13 protein-coding genes are annotated in these 16,110 nt (G+C 71.1%); 4 read left to right on the top strand and 9 right to left on the bottom strand.

What is annotated here, in order from left to right:
- Nucleotides 1-130: 130 nt before the first annotated feature.
- The 7 genes from IPK27_11550 to IPK27_11520 all read right to left on the bottom strand — a co-directional run bounded on the left by IPK27_11550 (nt 131) and on the right by IPK27_11520 (nt 9,201).
- Complete coding sequence (locus tag IPK27_11550; protein ID MBK8068226.1) at nt 131-886, bottom strand: glutathione S-transferase N-terminal domain-containing protein; 756 nt, start codon at nt 884-886, stop codon at nt 131-133.
- 58 nt (nt 887-944) lie between these two features.
- Nucleotides 945-2,318 (bottom strand): amidase, encoded by a 1,374-nt coding sequence (locus IPK27_11545; GenBank protein ID MBK8068225.1) that lies wholly within the window; start codon nt 2,316-2,318, stop codon nt 945-947.
- A 127-nt stretch (nt 2,319-2,445) separates the two neighbouring features.
- Nucleotides 2,446-3,144, bottom strand: coding sequence for a phosphoadenylyl-sulfate reductase (locus IPK27_11540; protein ID MBK8068224.1), 699 nt, complete (start codon nt 3,142-3,144; stop codon nt 2,446-2,448).
- Nucleotides 3,141-4,799 carry an assimilatory sulfite reductase (NADPH) hemoprotein subunit gene (gene cysI / locus IPK27_11535; GenBank protein MBK8068223.1) on the bottom strand — a complete coding sequence of 553 codons (1,659 nt, stop codon included), beginning with the start codon at nt 4,797-4,799 and terminating at the stop codon, nt 3,141-3,143. The genes IPK27_11540 and cysI overlap by 4 nt, the downstream gene beginning before the upstream one ends.
- A 147-nt stretch (nt 4,800-4,946) precedes the next feature.
- A complete protein-coding gene (locus IPK27_11530; GenBank protein ID MBK8068222.1) occupies nt 4,947-6,704 on the bottom strand; it encodes a flavodoxin domain-containing protein in 1,758 nt (585 codons plus the stop codon).
- A 148-nt stretch (nt 6,705-6,852) separates the two neighbouring features.
- Nucleotides 6,853-7,950, bottom strand: a complete 1,098-nt coding sequence (locus tag IPK27_11525) for an acyl-CoA desaturase (protein MBK8068221.1) — start codon at nt 7,948-7,950, stop codon at nt 6,853-6,855.
- A 159-nt stretch (nt 7,951-8,109) separates the two neighbouring features.
- Nucleotides 8,110-9,201 (bottom strand): iron-sulfur cluster-binding domain-containing protein, encoded by a 1,092-nt coding sequence (locus IPK27_11520; protein MBK8068220.1) that lies wholly within the window; start codon nt 9,199-9,201, stop codon nt 8,110-8,112.
- A gap of 105 nt (nt 9,202-9,306) precedes the next feature.
- On the opposite strand from IPK27_11520, the gene fabR reads away from it, so the two are divergent.
- Nucleotides 9,307-9,984: an HTH-type transcriptional repressor FabR gene (fabR, locus tag IPK27_11515; protein MBK8068219.1), complete on the top strand. Its 678-nt coding sequence runs from the start codon at nt 9,307-9,309 to the stop codon at nt 9,982-9,984.
- A gap of 185 nt (nt 9,985-10,169) precedes the next feature.
- Here the strand turns inward: fabR and IPK27_11510 are convergent, their stop codons facing one another.
- Complete coding sequence (locus tag IPK27_11510) at nt 10,170-10,655, bottom strand: GNAT family N-acetyltransferase (protein MBK8068218.1); 486 nt, start codon at nt 10,653-10,655, stop codon at nt 10,170-10,172.
- 3 nt (nt 10,656-10,658) lie between these two features.
- Nucleotides 10,659-10,925, bottom strand: coding sequence for a DUF1778 domain-containing protein (locus tag IPK27_11505; GenBank protein ID MBK8068217.1), 267 nt, complete (start codon nt 10,923-10,925; stop codon nt 10,659-10,661).
- A gap of 196 nt (nt 10,926-11,121) precedes the next feature.
- Between IPK27_11505 and gspE the strand changes: the two genes are divergently transcribed.
- The 3 genes from gspE to IPK27_11490 are packed head-to-tail and all read left to right on the top strand — an operon-like array spanning nt 11,122 to nt 16,075.
- On the top strand, nt 11,122-12,597 hold the full coding sequence (gene gspE, locus IPK27_11500; protein ID MBK8068216.1) for a type II secretion system ATPase GspE: 1,476 nt from the start codon (nt 11,122-11,124) through the stop codon (nt 12,595-12,597).
- Complete coding sequence (locus tag IPK27_11495) at nt 12,597-13,883, top strand: DUF3142 domain-containing protein (GenBank protein MBK8068215.1); 1,287 nt, start codon at nt 12,597-12,599, stop codon at nt 13,881-13,883. The genes gspE and IPK27_11495 overlap by 1 nt, the downstream gene beginning before the upstream one ends.
- Nucleotides 13,880-16,075 carry a hypothetical protein gene (locus IPK27_11490; GenBank protein ID MBK8068214.1) on the top strand — a complete coding sequence of 732 codons (2,196 nt, stop codon included), beginning with the start codon at nt 13,880-13,882 and terminating at the stop codon, nt 16,073-16,075. Before IPK27_11495 ends, IPK27_11490 begins: the two co-directional genes overlap by 4 nt.
- Nucleotides 16,076-16,110 lie beyond the last annotated feature (35 nt).

Genomic DNA, 16,110 nt, shown 5'->3' with positions numbered 1-16,110 from the left:
CGACAAGCCTGACGCCGGAACACACGAAGACGCCTTGCCGGTGCCGTCTACAACCGCGCCCGGTTGACCGCGAGCGCTCGGCCGGACTCGCTGCACGCGCCCTGGCGCAGGCTCTGGACATCGTTGAGCTTCAGCGCGCATATGCGCGGTCGAGGTGCTCCAGGATGCGCACGCTCTCGAACAGTTCGACGCCAGCGTTCGGATCGATCAGATACGGCACCTGGGCCTTGCCGGTCTCCGCCAGCATGCGCTCGCGCAGGCCGCCGGGGCGCGGTTTCCAGGGCTTCAGGCTGAGCCGCAGCTGGGGCGGGCCCCAGTCGGCGATCTGCTCCTTGCCGAAGCTGCGCAGCACCCAGGCCAGCTCCAGCTCGCACAGGCGCTCGCGTACCAGGCGGGTGTACGGGCTGGACTCGAAGCCATACAGTTCGAGCGGCTTGCGCGGCGCGCGCGCCGGTTGTGCGTGCAGGCCCGCGCTGCCGCGCAGCGCGCTCGCCAGGCGCGAACTCATGCGCATCGGCCAACTGCCGAGCAGGCGCGCGCCGCGCTGGAGGCCGGCGTACTGGCGCAGCACGTGGTCGAGACAGGCGTTGAGGCCGTCTGCCTGGACGCCGTGGTCGCGGTCGATGAGGTACGGCAGCTCGGCGCCCGCTGGCAGCTTGCGCGCGAAGCGCTGGCCGTCGATCGGGCAGGGCCGGATCAACACGTCCAGTCGCAGCTCGGTCAGCAACTCGCGCAGCAGCCGGCAGCGCGGGTCGTTCTCGCGGTCGTAGACGATCAGCAACTGCTTCGGCGCCGGTGCTGCGCGCAGGATCTGGGTGCCGCGCCAGAGGCGTGCGCTGGAGGCCAGCAGGGAACGCAGCAGGGTGGCGGCAGGCGGTTGCGGCATGGCGGCGGGCTCGAAGGAGTGGGGCGGGAATGGACTCGAATGCGATGGCGGGATCTGGTCAGCGACCCGCGTCATCCGGCCCAGCGCCCAGCTCCGCGCGCTGCAGGGCTTCGATCGCAAGCCCGATCCCGAGTATCCGCTGATCGGCGCCTGCGGTACCCGCGATCATCAAGCCCACCGGGGCCTCGCCCGGTGCATGACAGGGCAGCGCCAGCGCGCAGCCATCGTACAGGTTGACCAGCGAGGGGTTGCGCAGCATCCGCGAGTTCCAGCGGAAGTAGGCCTCGTCGCTGGCACTGACTTCGGCGATGGTCGGCGCCGTGTCGGGCGTGACCGGCATCAGCAGGGCGTCGAAACCGGCGGCCGCGGCTTCCACCGCGGCGATGAAGCCACGCCGCCGCTGCAGCATCTCGATGTAGTCGGCAGCGCTGATCGATTCGCCCGGACGGATGCGCGCGAGCACCCGCGGATCGTAGCCATCGGCCTGCGCCGCAATCATCTGGCGGTGGAACCAGAAGGCTTCGGCGCTGCTGATCCCGCCGCGCGGGTTGACCTCGGGCACCCGCGCGAACTCCGGGAAGCGCGTGTCGACCAGCGTTGCGCCGGCCGCGGACAGCCGCGTCAACGCGGCGGCGAAGGCTGACGCCACGGCGGGCGCGAGGTCGTCCTGCACCACCGTGGTCGGTATTGCGAGGCGCAGGCCGCGCAGCGGCAGCGCGGCGGGCACCCTCAACGGCTCTCCGGCGAGCACCGCGTCGAGCAGCGCGCAATCGGCCACGGTGCGCGCGATCGGGCCCGCCGAGTCGGCCGACAGCGACAGGGGCATGGTCCCGGTCAGCGGCACCCGGCGCGCCGTCGGCTTGAAGCCACACAACCCGTTCAGCGCCGCCGGGATGCGCACCGAGCCGCCGGTGTCGGTGCCGATGGCCGCGGCCGCCATGCCGTCGGTCACCGAGATCGCCGCACCCGAGGAGGAGCCACCGGGAATCCGCGCGGCGGCGCGGTCGAAAACGTTCCGCGGCGTGCCGTAGTGCGGGTTGATCCCCAGCCCCGAATAGGCAAACTCGGTCAGGTTGCTGCGCCCGAGGATCACCAGCCCCGCCGCGCGCAACCGCGCGACCACCGCGGAGTCCCGCTCCGCCGGCGGCGCGCCCACGCGCACTTTCGAGCCGCCCAGCGTGACCACGCCGGCCTCGTCGAACAGGTCCTTGATCGAGATCGGGATGCCGGCAAGCGGCGGGACGTCTGCTCCTGCCTGTCGCAGCGCGTCGATGCGATCGGCCTGCGTGCGCGCGGGCTCCCGATGGACCGCGAGGAAGGTCCGCCCACCTTCGCCCTGCGGATCGTCGATCGCTGCAAGACAGTGCTCGACCAATTGGCGGCTGGTGACTTCGCCGCGGGCGAGACGGTGGGCGAGGGTGTGCAGATTCATCCGGCGGATCCCATCGTGGATCGACGAGTAGGCCAAACTGGTGGGGCACTGCACAAGCATCGCGAGCCGCGGCGTGAAGCCGCTCACCGGCTCTTGCCACCAGAACCAAGCAACACCAGCACCCGCCTTACAGCTCGGTGTGCAGCCCACATTCCCGCTTCACCCCGCCAAACCGGGTGTCCTCGGCGCGCATGCCGCTGCCGAGGGGGACGGTGGAGTGGACGTCACCGATCGACACATAGCCGCGCAGCCAGAGCGGATGGTAGGGCAGGCGATGGCGGCGGAGGTAGGCGTGCACGTCGCGGTCGCTCCAGTCGGCGATCGGGTGCACCTTGGCGCGGCCCTTGCGCCAGCCGAGGAACGGGGTGTCGGCGCGGGTGCTGGACTGGCCGCGGCGCAGGCCGGCGAACCAGGTGCCGACGTTCAGCTCGTCCAGCGCGCGCTGCATCGGCTCCACCTTGTTGATCTGGTTGTAGCGCTCCAGGCCGGCAACGCCCTGCTCCCACAGCTTGCCGTAGCGCGCCTCCTGCCAACCGGGACTTGCGACGGCACGGTAGACCTTGAGGTTGAGCTTGAGCCTGTCGCTCAGCTGGTCGACGAACTGGTAGGTCTCCGGAAACAGGTATCCGGTGTCGATGAGCACCACCGGGATGCCTGGCGCGCGCTCGTTGACCAGGTGCAGCATCACCGCGGCCTGCGCGCCGAAACTGGACGACAGCACGTGCGCGCCGGGCAGCGCGCGCAGCGCCAGGTCCACGCGGGCGCCGGCATCCAGCGCGGCGAAGCGGGCTTCATCCAGCGGCAGTTCGGCGAGCACCGCGTTCATGCCGCCAGCTCCGCCAGCAGCACGCGGTCGGCATAGTCGCCGAAGGTCTCGGCGCCGGCGCGTTCCAGCCGCCAACGCGCGAAGCCGCGGTCCAGCGTGGCCAGGATCTCGGCCTCGTCGATGTTCTCGCGGTAAAGCCGGTTCAGGCGCACGCCGAAGCGGTCGCCACCGAGGTGCAGGTTGTAGCGGCCGGGCGCCTTGCCGACCAGCGCGACCTCGGCGAGATAGGGCCGCGAGCAGCCGTTCGGGCAGCCGGAGATGCGGATCGACAGCGGATCCTCCGGCACGCCGTGGCGCGCCAGCAGCTGCTGCACCTTCGCGCTGAACGCGGCCACGTAGCGCTCGGCCTCGGCCATCGCCAGCGGGCAGGTCGGCAGCGCCACGCAGGCCAGTGCATCGCGCTCGCTGGCGCTGGTGTCGAGCGCCGTGAGCAGCCCGTGTTCCAGCGCCAGGCGCTCGATCTCCGGGCGCGCGTCGGCATCGATCCCGGCGACGATCAGGTTCTGGTTCGGCGTGATGCGGAAATCGCCGGTGTGCAGCTGGGCGATCGCGCGCAGGCCGGCGAGCAGGCGCGCATCGCCGCGGTCGGCGATGCGCCCGGCGACGATCCGCAGGTTGAGGTGCCAGCGACCATCGAAGCCCCGCGTCCAGCCGAAGCGGTCGCCGCGCGCGCTGAAGCGCAGCGGGCGCGCGGGCGCGAACTTGAGCCCGCTGCGTGCCTCGACCTCGGCGCGGAAGGCGTCGATGCCGACCCGGTCGATGGTGTACTTCAGCCGCGACAGCCGGCGGTCCTCGCGGTTGCCCCAGTCGCGCTGGGTGGTCAGCACCGCCTTGGCCACGGCGATCTGCTGCCCGCGCGGCACGTGGCCAAGCACGCTGGCGGCGCGCGCATATGTGCGTCCGTCACCGTGCGTGGTGCCGAGGCCCCCGCCGACATAGACGTTGTAGCCGACCACCTCGCCGCCCTCGATGATGGCCGCGTAGCCGAGATCGTGCGCGTACAGGTCCACATCGTTCTGCGGCGGCACCACGAACACGGTCTTGAACTTGCGCGGCAGGTAAGTGGCGCCGTACAGCGGCTCGGGCTCCGGCTCGCCCACCAGCGGTTCCTCGTCGAGCCAGATCTCGTGGTAGGCGCGGGTCTTCGGCAGCAGTGCCTCGGACAGCTCCACCGCATCGCCGTAGACCACCGCATGCGCCGCGCTCTCGACCGGGTTGGCGCTGACCAGCACATTGCGGTTGACGTCGCCGCAGGCGGCGATGGTGTCGATCAGCGACTGGTTGATCGCCTGCATCGTGGCTTTCAGATCGTGCTTGACCACCCCGTGCAGCTGGATCGCCTGGCGCGTGGTCAGGCGCAGCGTGCCGTTCGCATAGGTCTGCGCGATCCGGTCGAAGGCCAGCCACTGCGCCGGCGTGACCACGCCGCCCGGCGTGCGCGTGCGGATCATGAAGCTGTGCTTCGGCTCCAGCTTCTGCTCCGCGCGCTCCTCGCGCAGATCGCGGTCGTCCTGCTGGTAGCTGCCATGGAATTTGATCAGCACCAGGTCCGGCTCGCGCAGCCCGCCCGTATGCGCATCGGCCAGGCTTTCGACCAGGCTGCCGCGCAGGTTGCGGCTGGCGGATTTGATCTGCTCGACGGAGAGCGCGCTCATTGCGACGCCCCATTCGCGGGAGGGCACGAGGGCACGAGGGCACGAGGGCACGGCAGAGCCAGAGCTCGCTCGGGGCTGCTCTCGCGTGGCCTCGTGCCCTCGTGCCCTCGTGCCCTCCAATTCAGCATCGTCGTCATTCGCATCCCCTCAATACACATCCCGCTGCCAGCGCCCGCTCGCGGCCAGCGCATCCAGCTCCTCGCCCGCGGCTTCCGCATCGATGCCGCGCACGCGGGCGATGGCCTCGGTGAGGGCCTGTTCGACGTCGCGCGCCATGCGTTTGGCGTCGCCGCAGACGTAGAGGTGCGCGCCGGCGTCGATCCAGTCGACCAGTTCGCGCGCCTGTTCGGCGATCAGGTGCTGCACGTAGCGGCGCTGCGCGCCATCGCGCGACCAGGCGACGCTGAGCTTGTGCAGCTGGCCGCGCTTGAGCGCCGCCAGCCACTCGGTCTGGTACAGGAACTCGCGCTGCAAATGGCGGTGGCCGAAGAACAGCCAGTGGCGGCCCGCGGCCCCGTCGGCCACGCGCTGCTGCAGGAAGGCGCGGAAGGGCGCCACGCCGGTGCCGGGGCCGATCATGATCAGGTCGCGGCTGCCGTCGCGCGGCAGGCGGAAGCGCGGGTTCGGCGCCAGCTCCACCTCGATCTCGGCGCCCTCGGCGAGCGCTGCCAGTTGGCCGGAAGCCAGCCCGGTGCGCTCGATGCCGGCGCCGCGGCTGCGCTTCAGCGCCACGGTCAGGTGCACCTCGTCGCCGACGCCGGCCTGCGCCGAGGCGATCGAATAGGCGCGCGGCTTCAGCGGTGCCAGCGCCGCGACCCAGCGCGCGGCATCCCACTCGATGCGCCCGGCCGCCAGCACATCGACCACCTGGTGGCTGTCCAGCAGCGCGTGGCCGATCTCGCTCAAGGGATGTCCCGGGTGCGTGGCGAACAGCGCATCGACCAGCGGCGCGGTCAGCCGCGTCAGCTCGCGCCGACGAGTCAGCCAGTCGCGCAGGCTGAGGCGTTCGCCCGCGTGCTCGACGTTTGCGTCGCCGGAAAGGCCGGTGCGCGTCAGGAACTCGTCGACCAGCGCCGGCGGATTGCTCACGCGCACATCGAGCGCATCGCCTGGCTCGTAGCGCAGGCCGTCGACGGCCAGCTCGATGTGGCGCACGTCGACCTCGCTGTCGCGCGCGGTCAGTCGCTGGTTGGCGAGCAGGGTGGCGCGCACCGCGCGGTGCAGCGGCGCGGCGACCGGACGCAGCACGGTGACATTGGCAGGCGCGGCGCGCCCGATCGCCTCGGCCGCGGCGCTCAGGGTCTGCCGGCGCCAGGGTGCGGCGGCGGCCTCGATGTCGAGGTCTGCATCCGCGCTGGCGGCCAGCCGCTGCGCGCCGAGCTCGGCCAGGCGCGCATCCAGCCGCCGGCCGATTTCGCAAAACTTCGGGTAGCTGGAATCGCCCAGCGCCAGGATGGTGTAGCGCAGCTCCGCCAGCTTCGGCGCGCGCGCGCCAGCCAGCTGCTTCAGGAACAGCCGTGCGTCATCCGGCGGATCGCCATCGCCCTGGGTGCTGATCGCCACTGCGAGGTAGCGCTCGCGGCCGAGCTCGGCCAGCGAGTAGTCGGCGATGTTCACCAGCCGAACCGCCACGCCCTGCGCCTCCGCCTGCTGCGCCAGCGCCGCCGCGGCGGCCTTCGCATTGCCGGTCTGGCTGCCGTAGACCACCGTCAGCCGCGCGGTGGCGGCAGCGACAGGCTTGAGCTGCGGCGCCCCGCCGCGCGCGGCCGCCTGGCCTGCGGTGTAGCCGGCAATCCACCACAACGCGGCATCGCTGATGCCGGCGGTCAGCTGTTGCAGCGTCTGCAACTGCTCCGGCGACAACGGGTTCGCGGGTGCATGAAGCGCTTCGGGAACACTGCTCACGGCCGTCTGGACGTCTGTTCGTGCACGGAAGGCCACGGTAGGACGTCATGCTGCGGCGCGGAAATGACGCGAGGGAATAAGCAAAGAGCGGGTGCTTGCCCGGCGGCCGGTTGGATCCCCCGCGCCCGCTCGCACCAGCGCGGACTCCTCAGGCCTCGGCATGGGTTGCGGGCGCAAGCCCGGCCGGCCTGCGGTCCAGCGGCAGCGCATGCCTGAGGATGCGCCAGAGCACGCCGAGGTACTGGCGCCAGAAGCCGGCCGAGTTGTAGCGCACCCCGTAGCGAGCGCAGATCTCGCGCACCCGCGGCGCCATCTCGGTGTAGCGCGGCGCCGGGATGTCCGGGAACAGATGGTGCTCGATCTGGTGGCTCAGGTGGCCACTGAGCAGGTGCAACCAGCGCCCGCCCTCGAGGTTGCCGGAGCCCTGGATCTGGCGCAGGTACCAGGCACCGCGCGATTCGTCGGCCACCTCCGCCTTGCTGTAGACCTGCGCGTCCAGGGTGAAGTGGCCGCAGAAGATGATCGCGTTGGTCCACAGGTTGCGGATCAGGTTGGCCAGCGCATTGCCCGCGAGCACCCGCGGCCAGTTCCAGAAGGCGAGCAGCGGGAACAGCAGGTAATCCTTGAACAACTGGCCGCGCGCCTTGCGCAGGAAGGGCGCGGCGCGCTGGCGCAGTTCGCCGGGTTGCATGCGGCCCTTGAACCAGCGGCCGAGCTTGAGGTCCTGGATCGCCACGCCCCACTGGAACAGCAGCGCGAGCAGCAGATACGACAGCGGCTGCAGCGGCGTGCGCCAGGTCCAGCGCTGCTCGCCGGTCATGCGCAGCAGGCCGTAGCCGTAGTCGTCGTCCTTGCCGAGGATGTTGGTGTGGTTGTGGTGCTCGACATTGTGCGTCTTGCGCCAGTCGCGGCTGGCGCAGACGATGTCCCATTCGTAGGTCTGCGAGTTGAGCGTGGGATCGCCCATCCAGTCGTACTGGCCGTGCAGCACGTTGTGGCCGATCTCCATGTTCTCCAGGATCTTGGCCTTGGCCAGCGCGAGCACGCCGGCGGCGAAGCTCAGCGGGTCGAAGCCGAACATCAGCAGCGAGCGGCCAGCGACAGCGTGCGCGCGGGCGCTCGCGACCACGCCGCGGATGTGCTCGGCGTCGCGCTGGCCGATATCGCCGGCCACCTCCGCGCGCAGGGCGTCGAGTTCGCGCTGGAAGGCGTCGAGTTGCGCGGGAGACAAATGGGCCTTGGACATCGGGGTTCTCCTTGTGATCTCGGTGCGGCCCCCGGAATGTGCGGGTTCACGCGTGGAACGTGGATCGAGCGTAGCCCGGTGTGCGGCGCCAGCCGCTCACCGGGTACTTGCGGCCAGCACCCGGTGAACGCGCGGCGCGCGTGCACCGGGCTGCGCGGATCAGAGCGCCAGTTCGAGTGGCGATTGCGCCACGCTGACGCACAGCTGGATCAGTTCATCGGGCTCGCTGGAGCGCTCGCCGGTGCGCAGGTTGAGCACGCTGCCACTGCGCTTGCGGCACTGGCAGCTCATGCAGATGCCGATGCGGCAGCCATGCGCCGGCTGGAGCCCGGCGGCCTCGGCCGCCTGCAGCAGGCTGGTGTCGGCGCCGGCAGTGAACACTCGTTCAGTGTTTGTGCAATGCACGGCATGGGCGCTGGCGGCGCCATCCGCGGCCGGCAGCACGCGCCCGCGATAGCTCTCGCTGCGCACCCGGCCGGCCACGCCGGCGGCACGGTACAGTGACTCGACCGCCGCCACGAGCGCGCGCGGGCCGCACACGCGCGCCTCGCAATGACCCGTTCCTGCGAGCAGCCGGGTGAGTGCGACCGCATCCGGGCGGCCGGCGACGGCGCTGAAGTGCACCCGCAGGTCGAATGCCGGCCAGCGGCTCGCCAGCTCGCGCAGGCGCGCGCCGAAGATGAAGTCCTCCTCGTTGCGGCAGATGTGCACCAGCACCAGCGGCGCGTGCCGGCCGCCGGCGCGCAGCTCCTCGACCATCGCCATCAGCGGGGTGATCCCGCTGCCGGCGCCGATCAGCAGCAGCGGCGCATCGTCCGCCGGCGCGAGGAAATCGCCCTGCGGCGCGCTCAGGCGCAGGACATCGCCCGCGCGCAGCTGCTGGATCCAGGCGCTGACGCGGGCGCCGGGCTGACGCTTGAGCGTGATCCGCACGCGGCCGTCGGCGGTCGGCGCCGAGGACAGGCTGAAGCTGCGGTGCAGGCGCCGGCCGTCGATCTCCACCTCGACCACCACGTGCTGCCCGGCGCGATGCCCCGGCCAGCGGGCGACCGGCTGCAGCCAGAGGCTGCGGGTGTCCGCGGTCTCGTCGATCACCGCCAGCACGCGCGCCGGGTAGTCGCGGCGCGACCACATCGGGTTGATCGCGCAGAGCATCTGCTCCCAGGCGACAGCATCGTTCAGCGGATGCAGCCAGCGGCTGCGCAGCCATCGGGCGAGTGGTTTCGGTTGTGTCTGGCCCTGGATCTGCATCTGGAATCTCCGATACGGTGAACACACGTTCACCGAATATCAGAGGGCTGTCAACCCACCCACAGACGCCCGGCCCGGAGGCGGTGCCGCACCTATACTCCCGCGATGTCCACAAGCTCCGCCCCCACCGGTCCCCAGGGCGCATACCGCGCCGAGGCGGACTCATCGATCACCCGCGGCGACCGCAAGCTGCGCACGCGCGCGCACCTGCTCGCGGCGGCGCTGCAGCTGATGGGCGAAGGCCGTCCCTTCGGCGCGCTCAGCCTGCGCGAAATCACGCGCGTGGCCGGGGTGGTGCCGGCCGCGTTCTACCGCCATTTCCGCGATCTCGACGAGCTGGGCCTGGCGCTGGTGGAGGAGTCCGGCGTGACCCTGCGCCGCCTGCTGCGCGAGGCGCGCCGCACCGGCCTGCCGCCCAGGGACATCCTGCGCCGCTCGGTACAGATCTTCCGCGACTACATCCACGCGCACCGGCTGCACTTCATGTTCGTCGCCGGCGAGCGCAGCGGAGGCTCGGCGCTGATCCGCGCCGCGGTGCGCCGCGAGGAGCGCCACTTCGTCGACGAGATGAGCCAGGACCTGCGCCAGCTGGGCCTGATGCCGGGCCTGTCGCTGGCCACCCTGCAGATGACCTGCGGACTGGTGGTGACCACGATGATGAACGCCGCCACCGACTTCCTCGATGTGCCCGCCGGGCAGCCGCAGCAGGAGCGCGAGGTCACCGAAAACTTCGTGCGCCAGCTGCGCCTGATCTTCCTCGGGGCGCGCGCCTGGAAGGAGTGAGCGTTACGGTGCTGATGCGCGACGCGCAGGCCGGTGTAGCGAGCAGCGCCTCACCGGCAAACAGGGCGCAAACGCACCGGGGAGCCGGAGCGTGGCACCCCGGCCTACGCCCCGTGGTGGTCGCCTCCATGCCATCGGGCGCCGATATCCCGTGCGCTCCGGGCGCGTGGTAGCAACCCGCCGGTTCAACCACCCAGCGGCAGATACAGCGTCAGGACCGCTTCTGCAGTCGGCCGGAACCCGAATGCGGTGTAGAAGCCTGCGGCCGCCGCATCCTTGGCATCCACCACCAGCACCCGGATGCCGAGTTCCGCGCGAAGGTCCAGGCAGCGTTTCACGGCGTCCTGCAGCAGCGCAGCGCCCAGTCCGCGACCGCGTTCACCCAGCGCCACCGCCAGGCGTGCCAGGCGCGCCGCAGGGATCGGGTAGCGCGGCAGCCGTTGCCGATCGACCGCTGCGAGATCGGCCAGTTGCACCTGCGCAGCGGCGAGCGAGTAATAGCCGAGAATCCGCGCTGGCTCGGCATCCGCACACAGCACGTGGGTCGTGGCGATTCCGCTGCGGTGGTGCTGCGCGGCCTGTTCGCGCAGATAGAGGTTCAGCGCCGGCACACCGCACTCGAAACCGGAGCGATCGTGCCGGCGGCCATCCAGGCGGACGACGTGCAGCACGGCTCAGCGCCGAGTGAGCCCGCGCTTCATCGCCTGGGCCAACCGTGGGTTGGGCTTGAACGGCTGGTCCAATGCGGCGAGGAACCGACGGGATTCCTCGGGAGACAGCGTGACGTTGAGCTCGGCCGCCATCGCAGCGTCTGCCTCTCGCAAAACGGCGTCGCGCACGAAGGCAGACACCGGCAAACCGCGCAACGCGGCGGCGCGGGCGATCCGCTCCTTGTCGCGCGCGTTCAGCCTCAGGTCCAGGCGCGAGGCGGTCGTGGGCATGTGATTCTCCAAGGGGTTGGCACGGGACCAAACTTCAGTACGGAACTTTACCGTACAGGTTCGGAACGCACCATGACCAACTTGCCTGCTTGCTGGAGGATCACGTCGATTGCCGAGCCTGCCGGTAAACCGCGCGCCCTACTTTGCCCGGCCGCATTCGTGGAGAATCGTCGGCTGACCGACGAATCCGCTGCCGATGACCTCACTGCCCCGACTGCCCTTTGGTTTTGCGCGCAAGCATGGCGTGGCCGTGCTGGGCCTGGCCAATGGCAAGGCGCGCATCGCCTGCCGGCCGGACGTCAAGCCGGAGGCGCTGCTGGAGCTGCGGCGCTTCCTCGGCACGCCGCTGGCGCCGGAGAAGGTGGCGGGCGAGCGCTTCGAGGCGCTGCTGCAGGAGCTGTACGAGGGCGGCGGCGAGGATTCGCGCTCGATGGCGGCGGACATCGACCAGAAGCTGGACCTGAAACAGCTGGCCGACGAGCTGCCCGAGCCCACGGACCTGATGGAGAGCGAGGACGACGCGCCGATCATCCGTTTGATCAACGCCTTGCTCGCCGAAGCCGTGCGCGAGAACGCCTCGGACATCCACATCGAGCCCTACGAGAACCGCCTGGTGGTGCGCTTCCGCGTCGACGGCGTGCTGCGCGAGGTGCTCTCCCCGCAGAAATCGATCGCCTCGCCGGTGGTCAGCCGCATCAAGGTGATGGCCAAGCTCGACATCGCCGAGAAGCGCCTGCCGCAGGACGGCCGCATCGGCCTGCGCATCGCCGGGCGCCCGGTGGACGTGCGCGTGTCGACCATTCCGGCGAGCTTCGGCGAGCGCGTGGTGCTGCGATTGCTCGACAAGCAGGCCGGCCGACTCAACCTGACCGAGCTCGGCATGGACGAGGCCACCCGCGGGCGCCTGGATGAGTTGATCCACCGCCCGCACGGGATCCTGCTGGTCACCGGCCCCACCGGCTCGGGCAAGACCACCACGCTGTATGCGGCGCTGATGCAGTTGAACGACCGCAGCCGCAACATCATGACGGTCGAGGACCCGATCGAGTACTACATCGACGGCATCGGGCAGACGCAAGTGAATACAAAGGTCGACATGACCTTCGCCCGCGGCCTGCGAGCGATCCTGCGCCAGGACCCGGACGTGGTGATGGTCGGCGAAATCCGCGACCTGGAAACCGCCGAGATCGCGGTGCAGTCCTCGCTGACCGGCCACCTGGTGCTGTCCACCCTGCACACCAACACCGCGGTCGGCGCGGTGACGCGCTTGCGCGACATGGGCATCGAACCCTTCCTGCTGTCCTCCAGCCTGATCGGCGTGCTCGCCCAGCGCCTGGTGCGCATGCTCGATCCCATCGTGCGCGAACAGTATCCGGCCACCCCGGCCGAACTCGCCGCCCTCGGCCATGCGAAGGAGCGCGGCACCCTGTTGTGGCGGCCGGGAATGGACATGTTCCACAAGAGCACCGGCTACAAGGGCCGCACCGGCGTCTACGAACTGGTCGCGATCGACGAAGCCATGCGCCAGGCGATCCACGACAAGGCCGGCGAGATGGAGCTGGAAAAGATCGCCCGCCGCAGCAGCCCCGGCATCCTCGAGGACGGCTGGCGCAAGTGCCTGGCCGGGATCACCTCGGTGGAGGAGGTGTTGAAGGTGACCCGGGAAGACTGATGAACTGGTTGTGGGTTGTAAGTTGTGGGTTGTGGGCGGCAAGAGCCCGCAATCCGCGACAGCCCGCTCTTGATCCTGCTGCCCACAACCCACAACCCAGAACCCACAACCGGCGCCGGTTCTCTGCAACCCTGCTGGCCCTGTTTCTCGCCGCCTGCACCCCTGCGCCCACGCCGCTCCCGCACGAGGCCTACATCTGGCAGCGCCAGTGGACGCCGGCGGTGGTCGGCGCGGTGCAGGCGCAGGCGGGACAGTTCAGTGGCTGGCGGGTGCTGGCGCTGCAGGTGGTGGGCGAGCGGATCATCGAGGTGGCGCCGGATCTGGTCGCGCTGAAGGCGACGCGCCTGCCGCTGCGCATGGTGGTGCGGATCGAGGGCGCGCGGCTGCGGCCGGCGGCGGGTGCGCTGGCGACACGGATCGGCGAACTGCGCCAGCGCTGGCTGGCGGCGGGGCTGCGCATCGACGGGATCGAGATCGACCACGACTGCGCCAGCGCGGCGCTGGGCGAGTATGCGCAATGGCTGCGCGATCTGCGCGCGGCGCTGCCGGACACCGGCCTGTGGTCGATCACCGCGCTGCCGGCCTGGATGGAAAGCCCGGACCTTGAGGCGCTGCGCGAGGCGGTCGATGAGAGCGTGCTCCAGGTGCACGCGGTGGACCGGCCGCAGACCGGCCTGTTCGACAAGACCGGCGCCTGGTACTGGATCTTCGACTGGGCGCAGCGCTCGCCGCAGCCCTTCCGGGTGGCGCTGCCGGCCTACGGTGTGCGGGTGGGCGTGGATGGCGGCGGCAAGGTGCGCGTGGTGGATGCGGAGGGCATCGAACGCGTCGGCCCCGGCGGCAGCGAGTTGCGCGCCGACCCGCGGGAAGTGGCCGCGCTGATCGAGACCATCGCGGAGGAGACGCCCGCGGGGATGCGCGGCTGGGTCTGGTTCCGCCTGCCGGTGGCCGGGGACGCGCGTGGCTGGAGCGCGCAGACACTCGCGGCGGCGATCGCTGGCGAACCGCTGCAGGCGGAGTTCTCGGTGCAGGTCACGCTCGCGGCCAACGGCGCCAGCGACCTGGTGCTGCGCAACGACGGCAATCTCGACAACCCGCTGCCGGCGATCGACCTGCCCGCACACTGCCGCCTGGGCGATGCACTGGGGCGCTATCGTATGGACGATGCCGCTGCGGGCCTGAGGCTGGTCCCGGCCGATGACGCCTGGCTGCCCGCTGGCGGCCGCCTGGTGGTGGGCTGGACCCGCTGCGCGCAACCCCTGGAACCACGATGGAGCATCCAATGACGCACGCCCGCGGCAAGCGCACCCCCAGGGCCCTGCGGTCAGTGCTCGGACTGGCGCTCGCCGCCCTGCTGGCCGCGCCGGCCTGGGCCTGCGGCCCGGACTTCCCGACCACCCTGCTCGAGCGCCGCGATGCGGTGATGGGCCTGCTGCCGGAGGGGGTGTTCGACTTCGAAGCCGAGCGCCTGGTGCCCCGGCCCGCCGATGCGCTGGTGCCGGTGGAACGGGGCTACTGGGACGAGGGCTCGGAGACGCGCACCGAGGCGGAGACCGCCGGATTGCCGGCCGGCGCCGCCGAGGCGATCGCGGCGATGCGCGCGGCGGGCAACGTCGACGAGGCGATGGGACTCGCCGGCGCGCTGCCGCGCGATGTCGCCCTGTACACCGCCGGCGCGCTGGCCTTCGGGCAGGGCGACCACCAGACCGCACTCGAGTATTTCCGCGAGGTCTCGGCGCTGCCCGCGGCCGAGCGCAGCCACCGCGGCCTGTGGGCCAGCTACATGGAGGGCCGCGTGCTCGCGCTCGGCGGCGACCTGGTCGGCGGCGTCGAGGCCTTCGAGCGCACGCGCACCCTGGCGCGCGAGGGCGCGGCCGATCCGCTCGGCCTGGCGGTGGCCAGCTACGGCGAGCAGGCGCGCATGCTGCGCGAGGCGGGCGACGTGGCCGGCGCGGTGCGCCTGTATGCCGAGCAGGCCGCCCATGGATCGACCTCCGGGCGCAACTCGCTGCTGTTCGTCGCGCGCGCGGTGGTGCAGGACCCGGCGCAGGTCGATGCCCTGCTGGCGGATGCCACCGGCACGCGGCTGCTGCTCGCCTATCTCTACACCCGCTACAACGAGCTGATCGAGCCCGACCCGGAGAACGAGTACCCGAGCTTCGACGCGCCCGCCGACGGCCCGCGCGCGCTGGCCCTGCTCGACCGCATCAGCCAGGCGCCCGGCGTGCCGGATCCCGATCGCCTGGCCGCCGTGGCCTATCGCGCCGGCCGCTTCGAGCAGGCCGGCCGCCTGGCCGCGCAGGCGCAGACCCCGCTGGCCGCCTGGGTGCGCGCCAAGCTGGCGCTGCGCGCGGGGCAACTGGACGCCGCCGCGCAGGCCTATGCCGAGGCCGCAAAGGGCTTTCCCACTGGCGAGCACTGGGGCCTGATCCGCCTGGAAGGCGCCGAATGGGGTAGCGACGACCTCCGCCCGCGCTGCCGCGTGCAGGGCGAGGCCGGCACGCTGGCGCTTTCGCGCGGCGATTACCTGCAGGCGCTGGAGCTGCTGTTTGCGGCCGAGACCTACTGGACCGATGCCGCCTACGTCGCCGAGCGCGTGGTCAGCGTCGACGAGCTGAAGGCCTTCGTCGACCGGGTGGCGCCCAAGGCAGTCGCCACCGAAGCGCGCGATGCCAGTGCCGAGGATGACGAAGGCGGCGTCTGGCACGATGTGCCACCGGCCAACCAGCTACGCGCCCTGCTCGCGCGCCGCCTGATGCGCGAGCAGCGCTTCGACGCCGCGCCAACCTACTTCGATGACGCCGCGGTGCGCGAACAGGCCGAGCGCTACATCGCCGCGCGCAAAGCCACCAGCGCGTGGACCCGCGTGGCCAAGGCGCGCGCGTGGTTCGAGGCGGCCGAGGTGGCGCGCTGGCACGGCATGGAAATCATGGGCTACGAGGGCGATCCGGACTACTACATCTGGGGCGGCAGCTTCGACCTCAACAGCCCGATCACCTGGGACGAGAACTACAACGCGATCGAAAACCCGCGCAGCGATCTCAAGATCGAAGGCCCGTGGACCAGCGACGGCGAACGCGAGCGGGTCGCCGCCAGCCGCGCGCAGCCGCTGGAGCGCTTCCACTACCGCATGGTCGCCGCCGCGCACGCCGGCAAGGCCGCCGACGTGCTGCCGCCGCGCTCGCAGGCCTTCGCCGCCGTGCTCTGCGAAGCCACCCGCTGGCTGATCGACCGCCAGCCCGACGAGGCCCAGGGCATCTACAAGCGCTACCTGCGCGAAGGCCCGTTCGTCCCCTGGGGCGCGGAATTCGGCCGGGAGTGCCCCGCGCCGGACTTCGCCAAAGTCGAGCGCGAGATCCGCGACGGCTGGATCCGCAGCATCGGCCGCTGGGCACTCTACCTCGGCCCGATCCCGCTGCTGCTGCTCGGCCTCTACGCCTGGCGCCTCCGCCGCCGCGCCCGCGCACCTGGCGCCTGAACGCGCAGGTCACCCGAGCTTGCTCCGCTGCCAGG

The organism is Rhodanobacteraceae bacterium (assembly GCA_016713135.1).
In the GTDB taxonomy this organism is placed as follows: Bacteria; Pseudomonadota; Gammaproteobacteria; order Xanthomonadales; family SZUA-5; genus JADKFD01.
This window is presented reverse-complemented; position numbering and strand designations above follow the sequence as displayed.

Excerpts from the sequence above, each read along its gene's own strand:
- IPK27_11495 (MBK8068215.1), top strand. The coding sequence starts at position 12,597 with ATGAACTGGTTGTGGGTTGTAAGTTGTGGGTTGTGGGCGGCAAGAGCC.
- cysI (MBK8068223.1), bottom strand. The coding sequence starts at position 4,799 with ATGAGCGCGCTCTCCGTCGAGCAGATCAAATCCGCCAGCCGCAACCTG.
- IPK27_11545 (MBK8068225.1), bottom strand. The coding sequence starts at position 2,318 with ATGAATCTGCACACCCTCGCCCACCGTCTCGCCCGCGGCGAAGTCACC.
- gspE (MBK8068216.1), top strand. The coding sequence starts at position 11,122 with ATGACCTCACTGCCCCGACTGCCCTTTGGTTTTGCGCGCAAGCATGGC.
- IPK27_11525 (MBK8068221.1), bottom strand. The coding sequence starts at position 7,950 with ATGTCCAAGGCCCATTTGTCTCCCGCGCAACTCGACGCCTTCCAGCGC.
- fabR (MBK8068219.1), top strand. The coding sequence starts at position 9,307 with ATGTCCACAAGCTCCGCCCCCACCGGTCCCCAGGGCGCATACCGCGCC.
- IPK27_11550 (MBK8068226.1), bottom strand. The coding sequence starts at position 886 with ATGCCGCAACCGCCTGCCGCCACCCTGCTGCGTTCCCTGCTGGCCTCC.
- IPK27_11505 (MBK8068217.1), bottom strand. The coding sequence starts at position 10,925 with ATGCCCACGACCGCCTCGCGCCTGGACCTGAGGCTGAACGCGCGCGAC.
- IPK27_11540 (MBK8068224.1), bottom strand. The coding sequence starts at position 3,144 with ATGAACGCGGTGCTCGCCGAACTGCCGCTGGATGAAGCCCGCTTCGCC.
- IPK27_11490 (MBK8068214.1), top strand. The coding sequence starts at position 13,880 with ATGACGCACGCCCGCGGCAAGCGCACCCCCAGGGCCCTGCGGTCAGTG.
- IPK27_11520 (MBK8068220.1), bottom strand. The coding sequence starts at position 9,201 with ATGCAGATCCAGGGCCAGACACAACCGAAACCACTCGCCCGATGGCTG.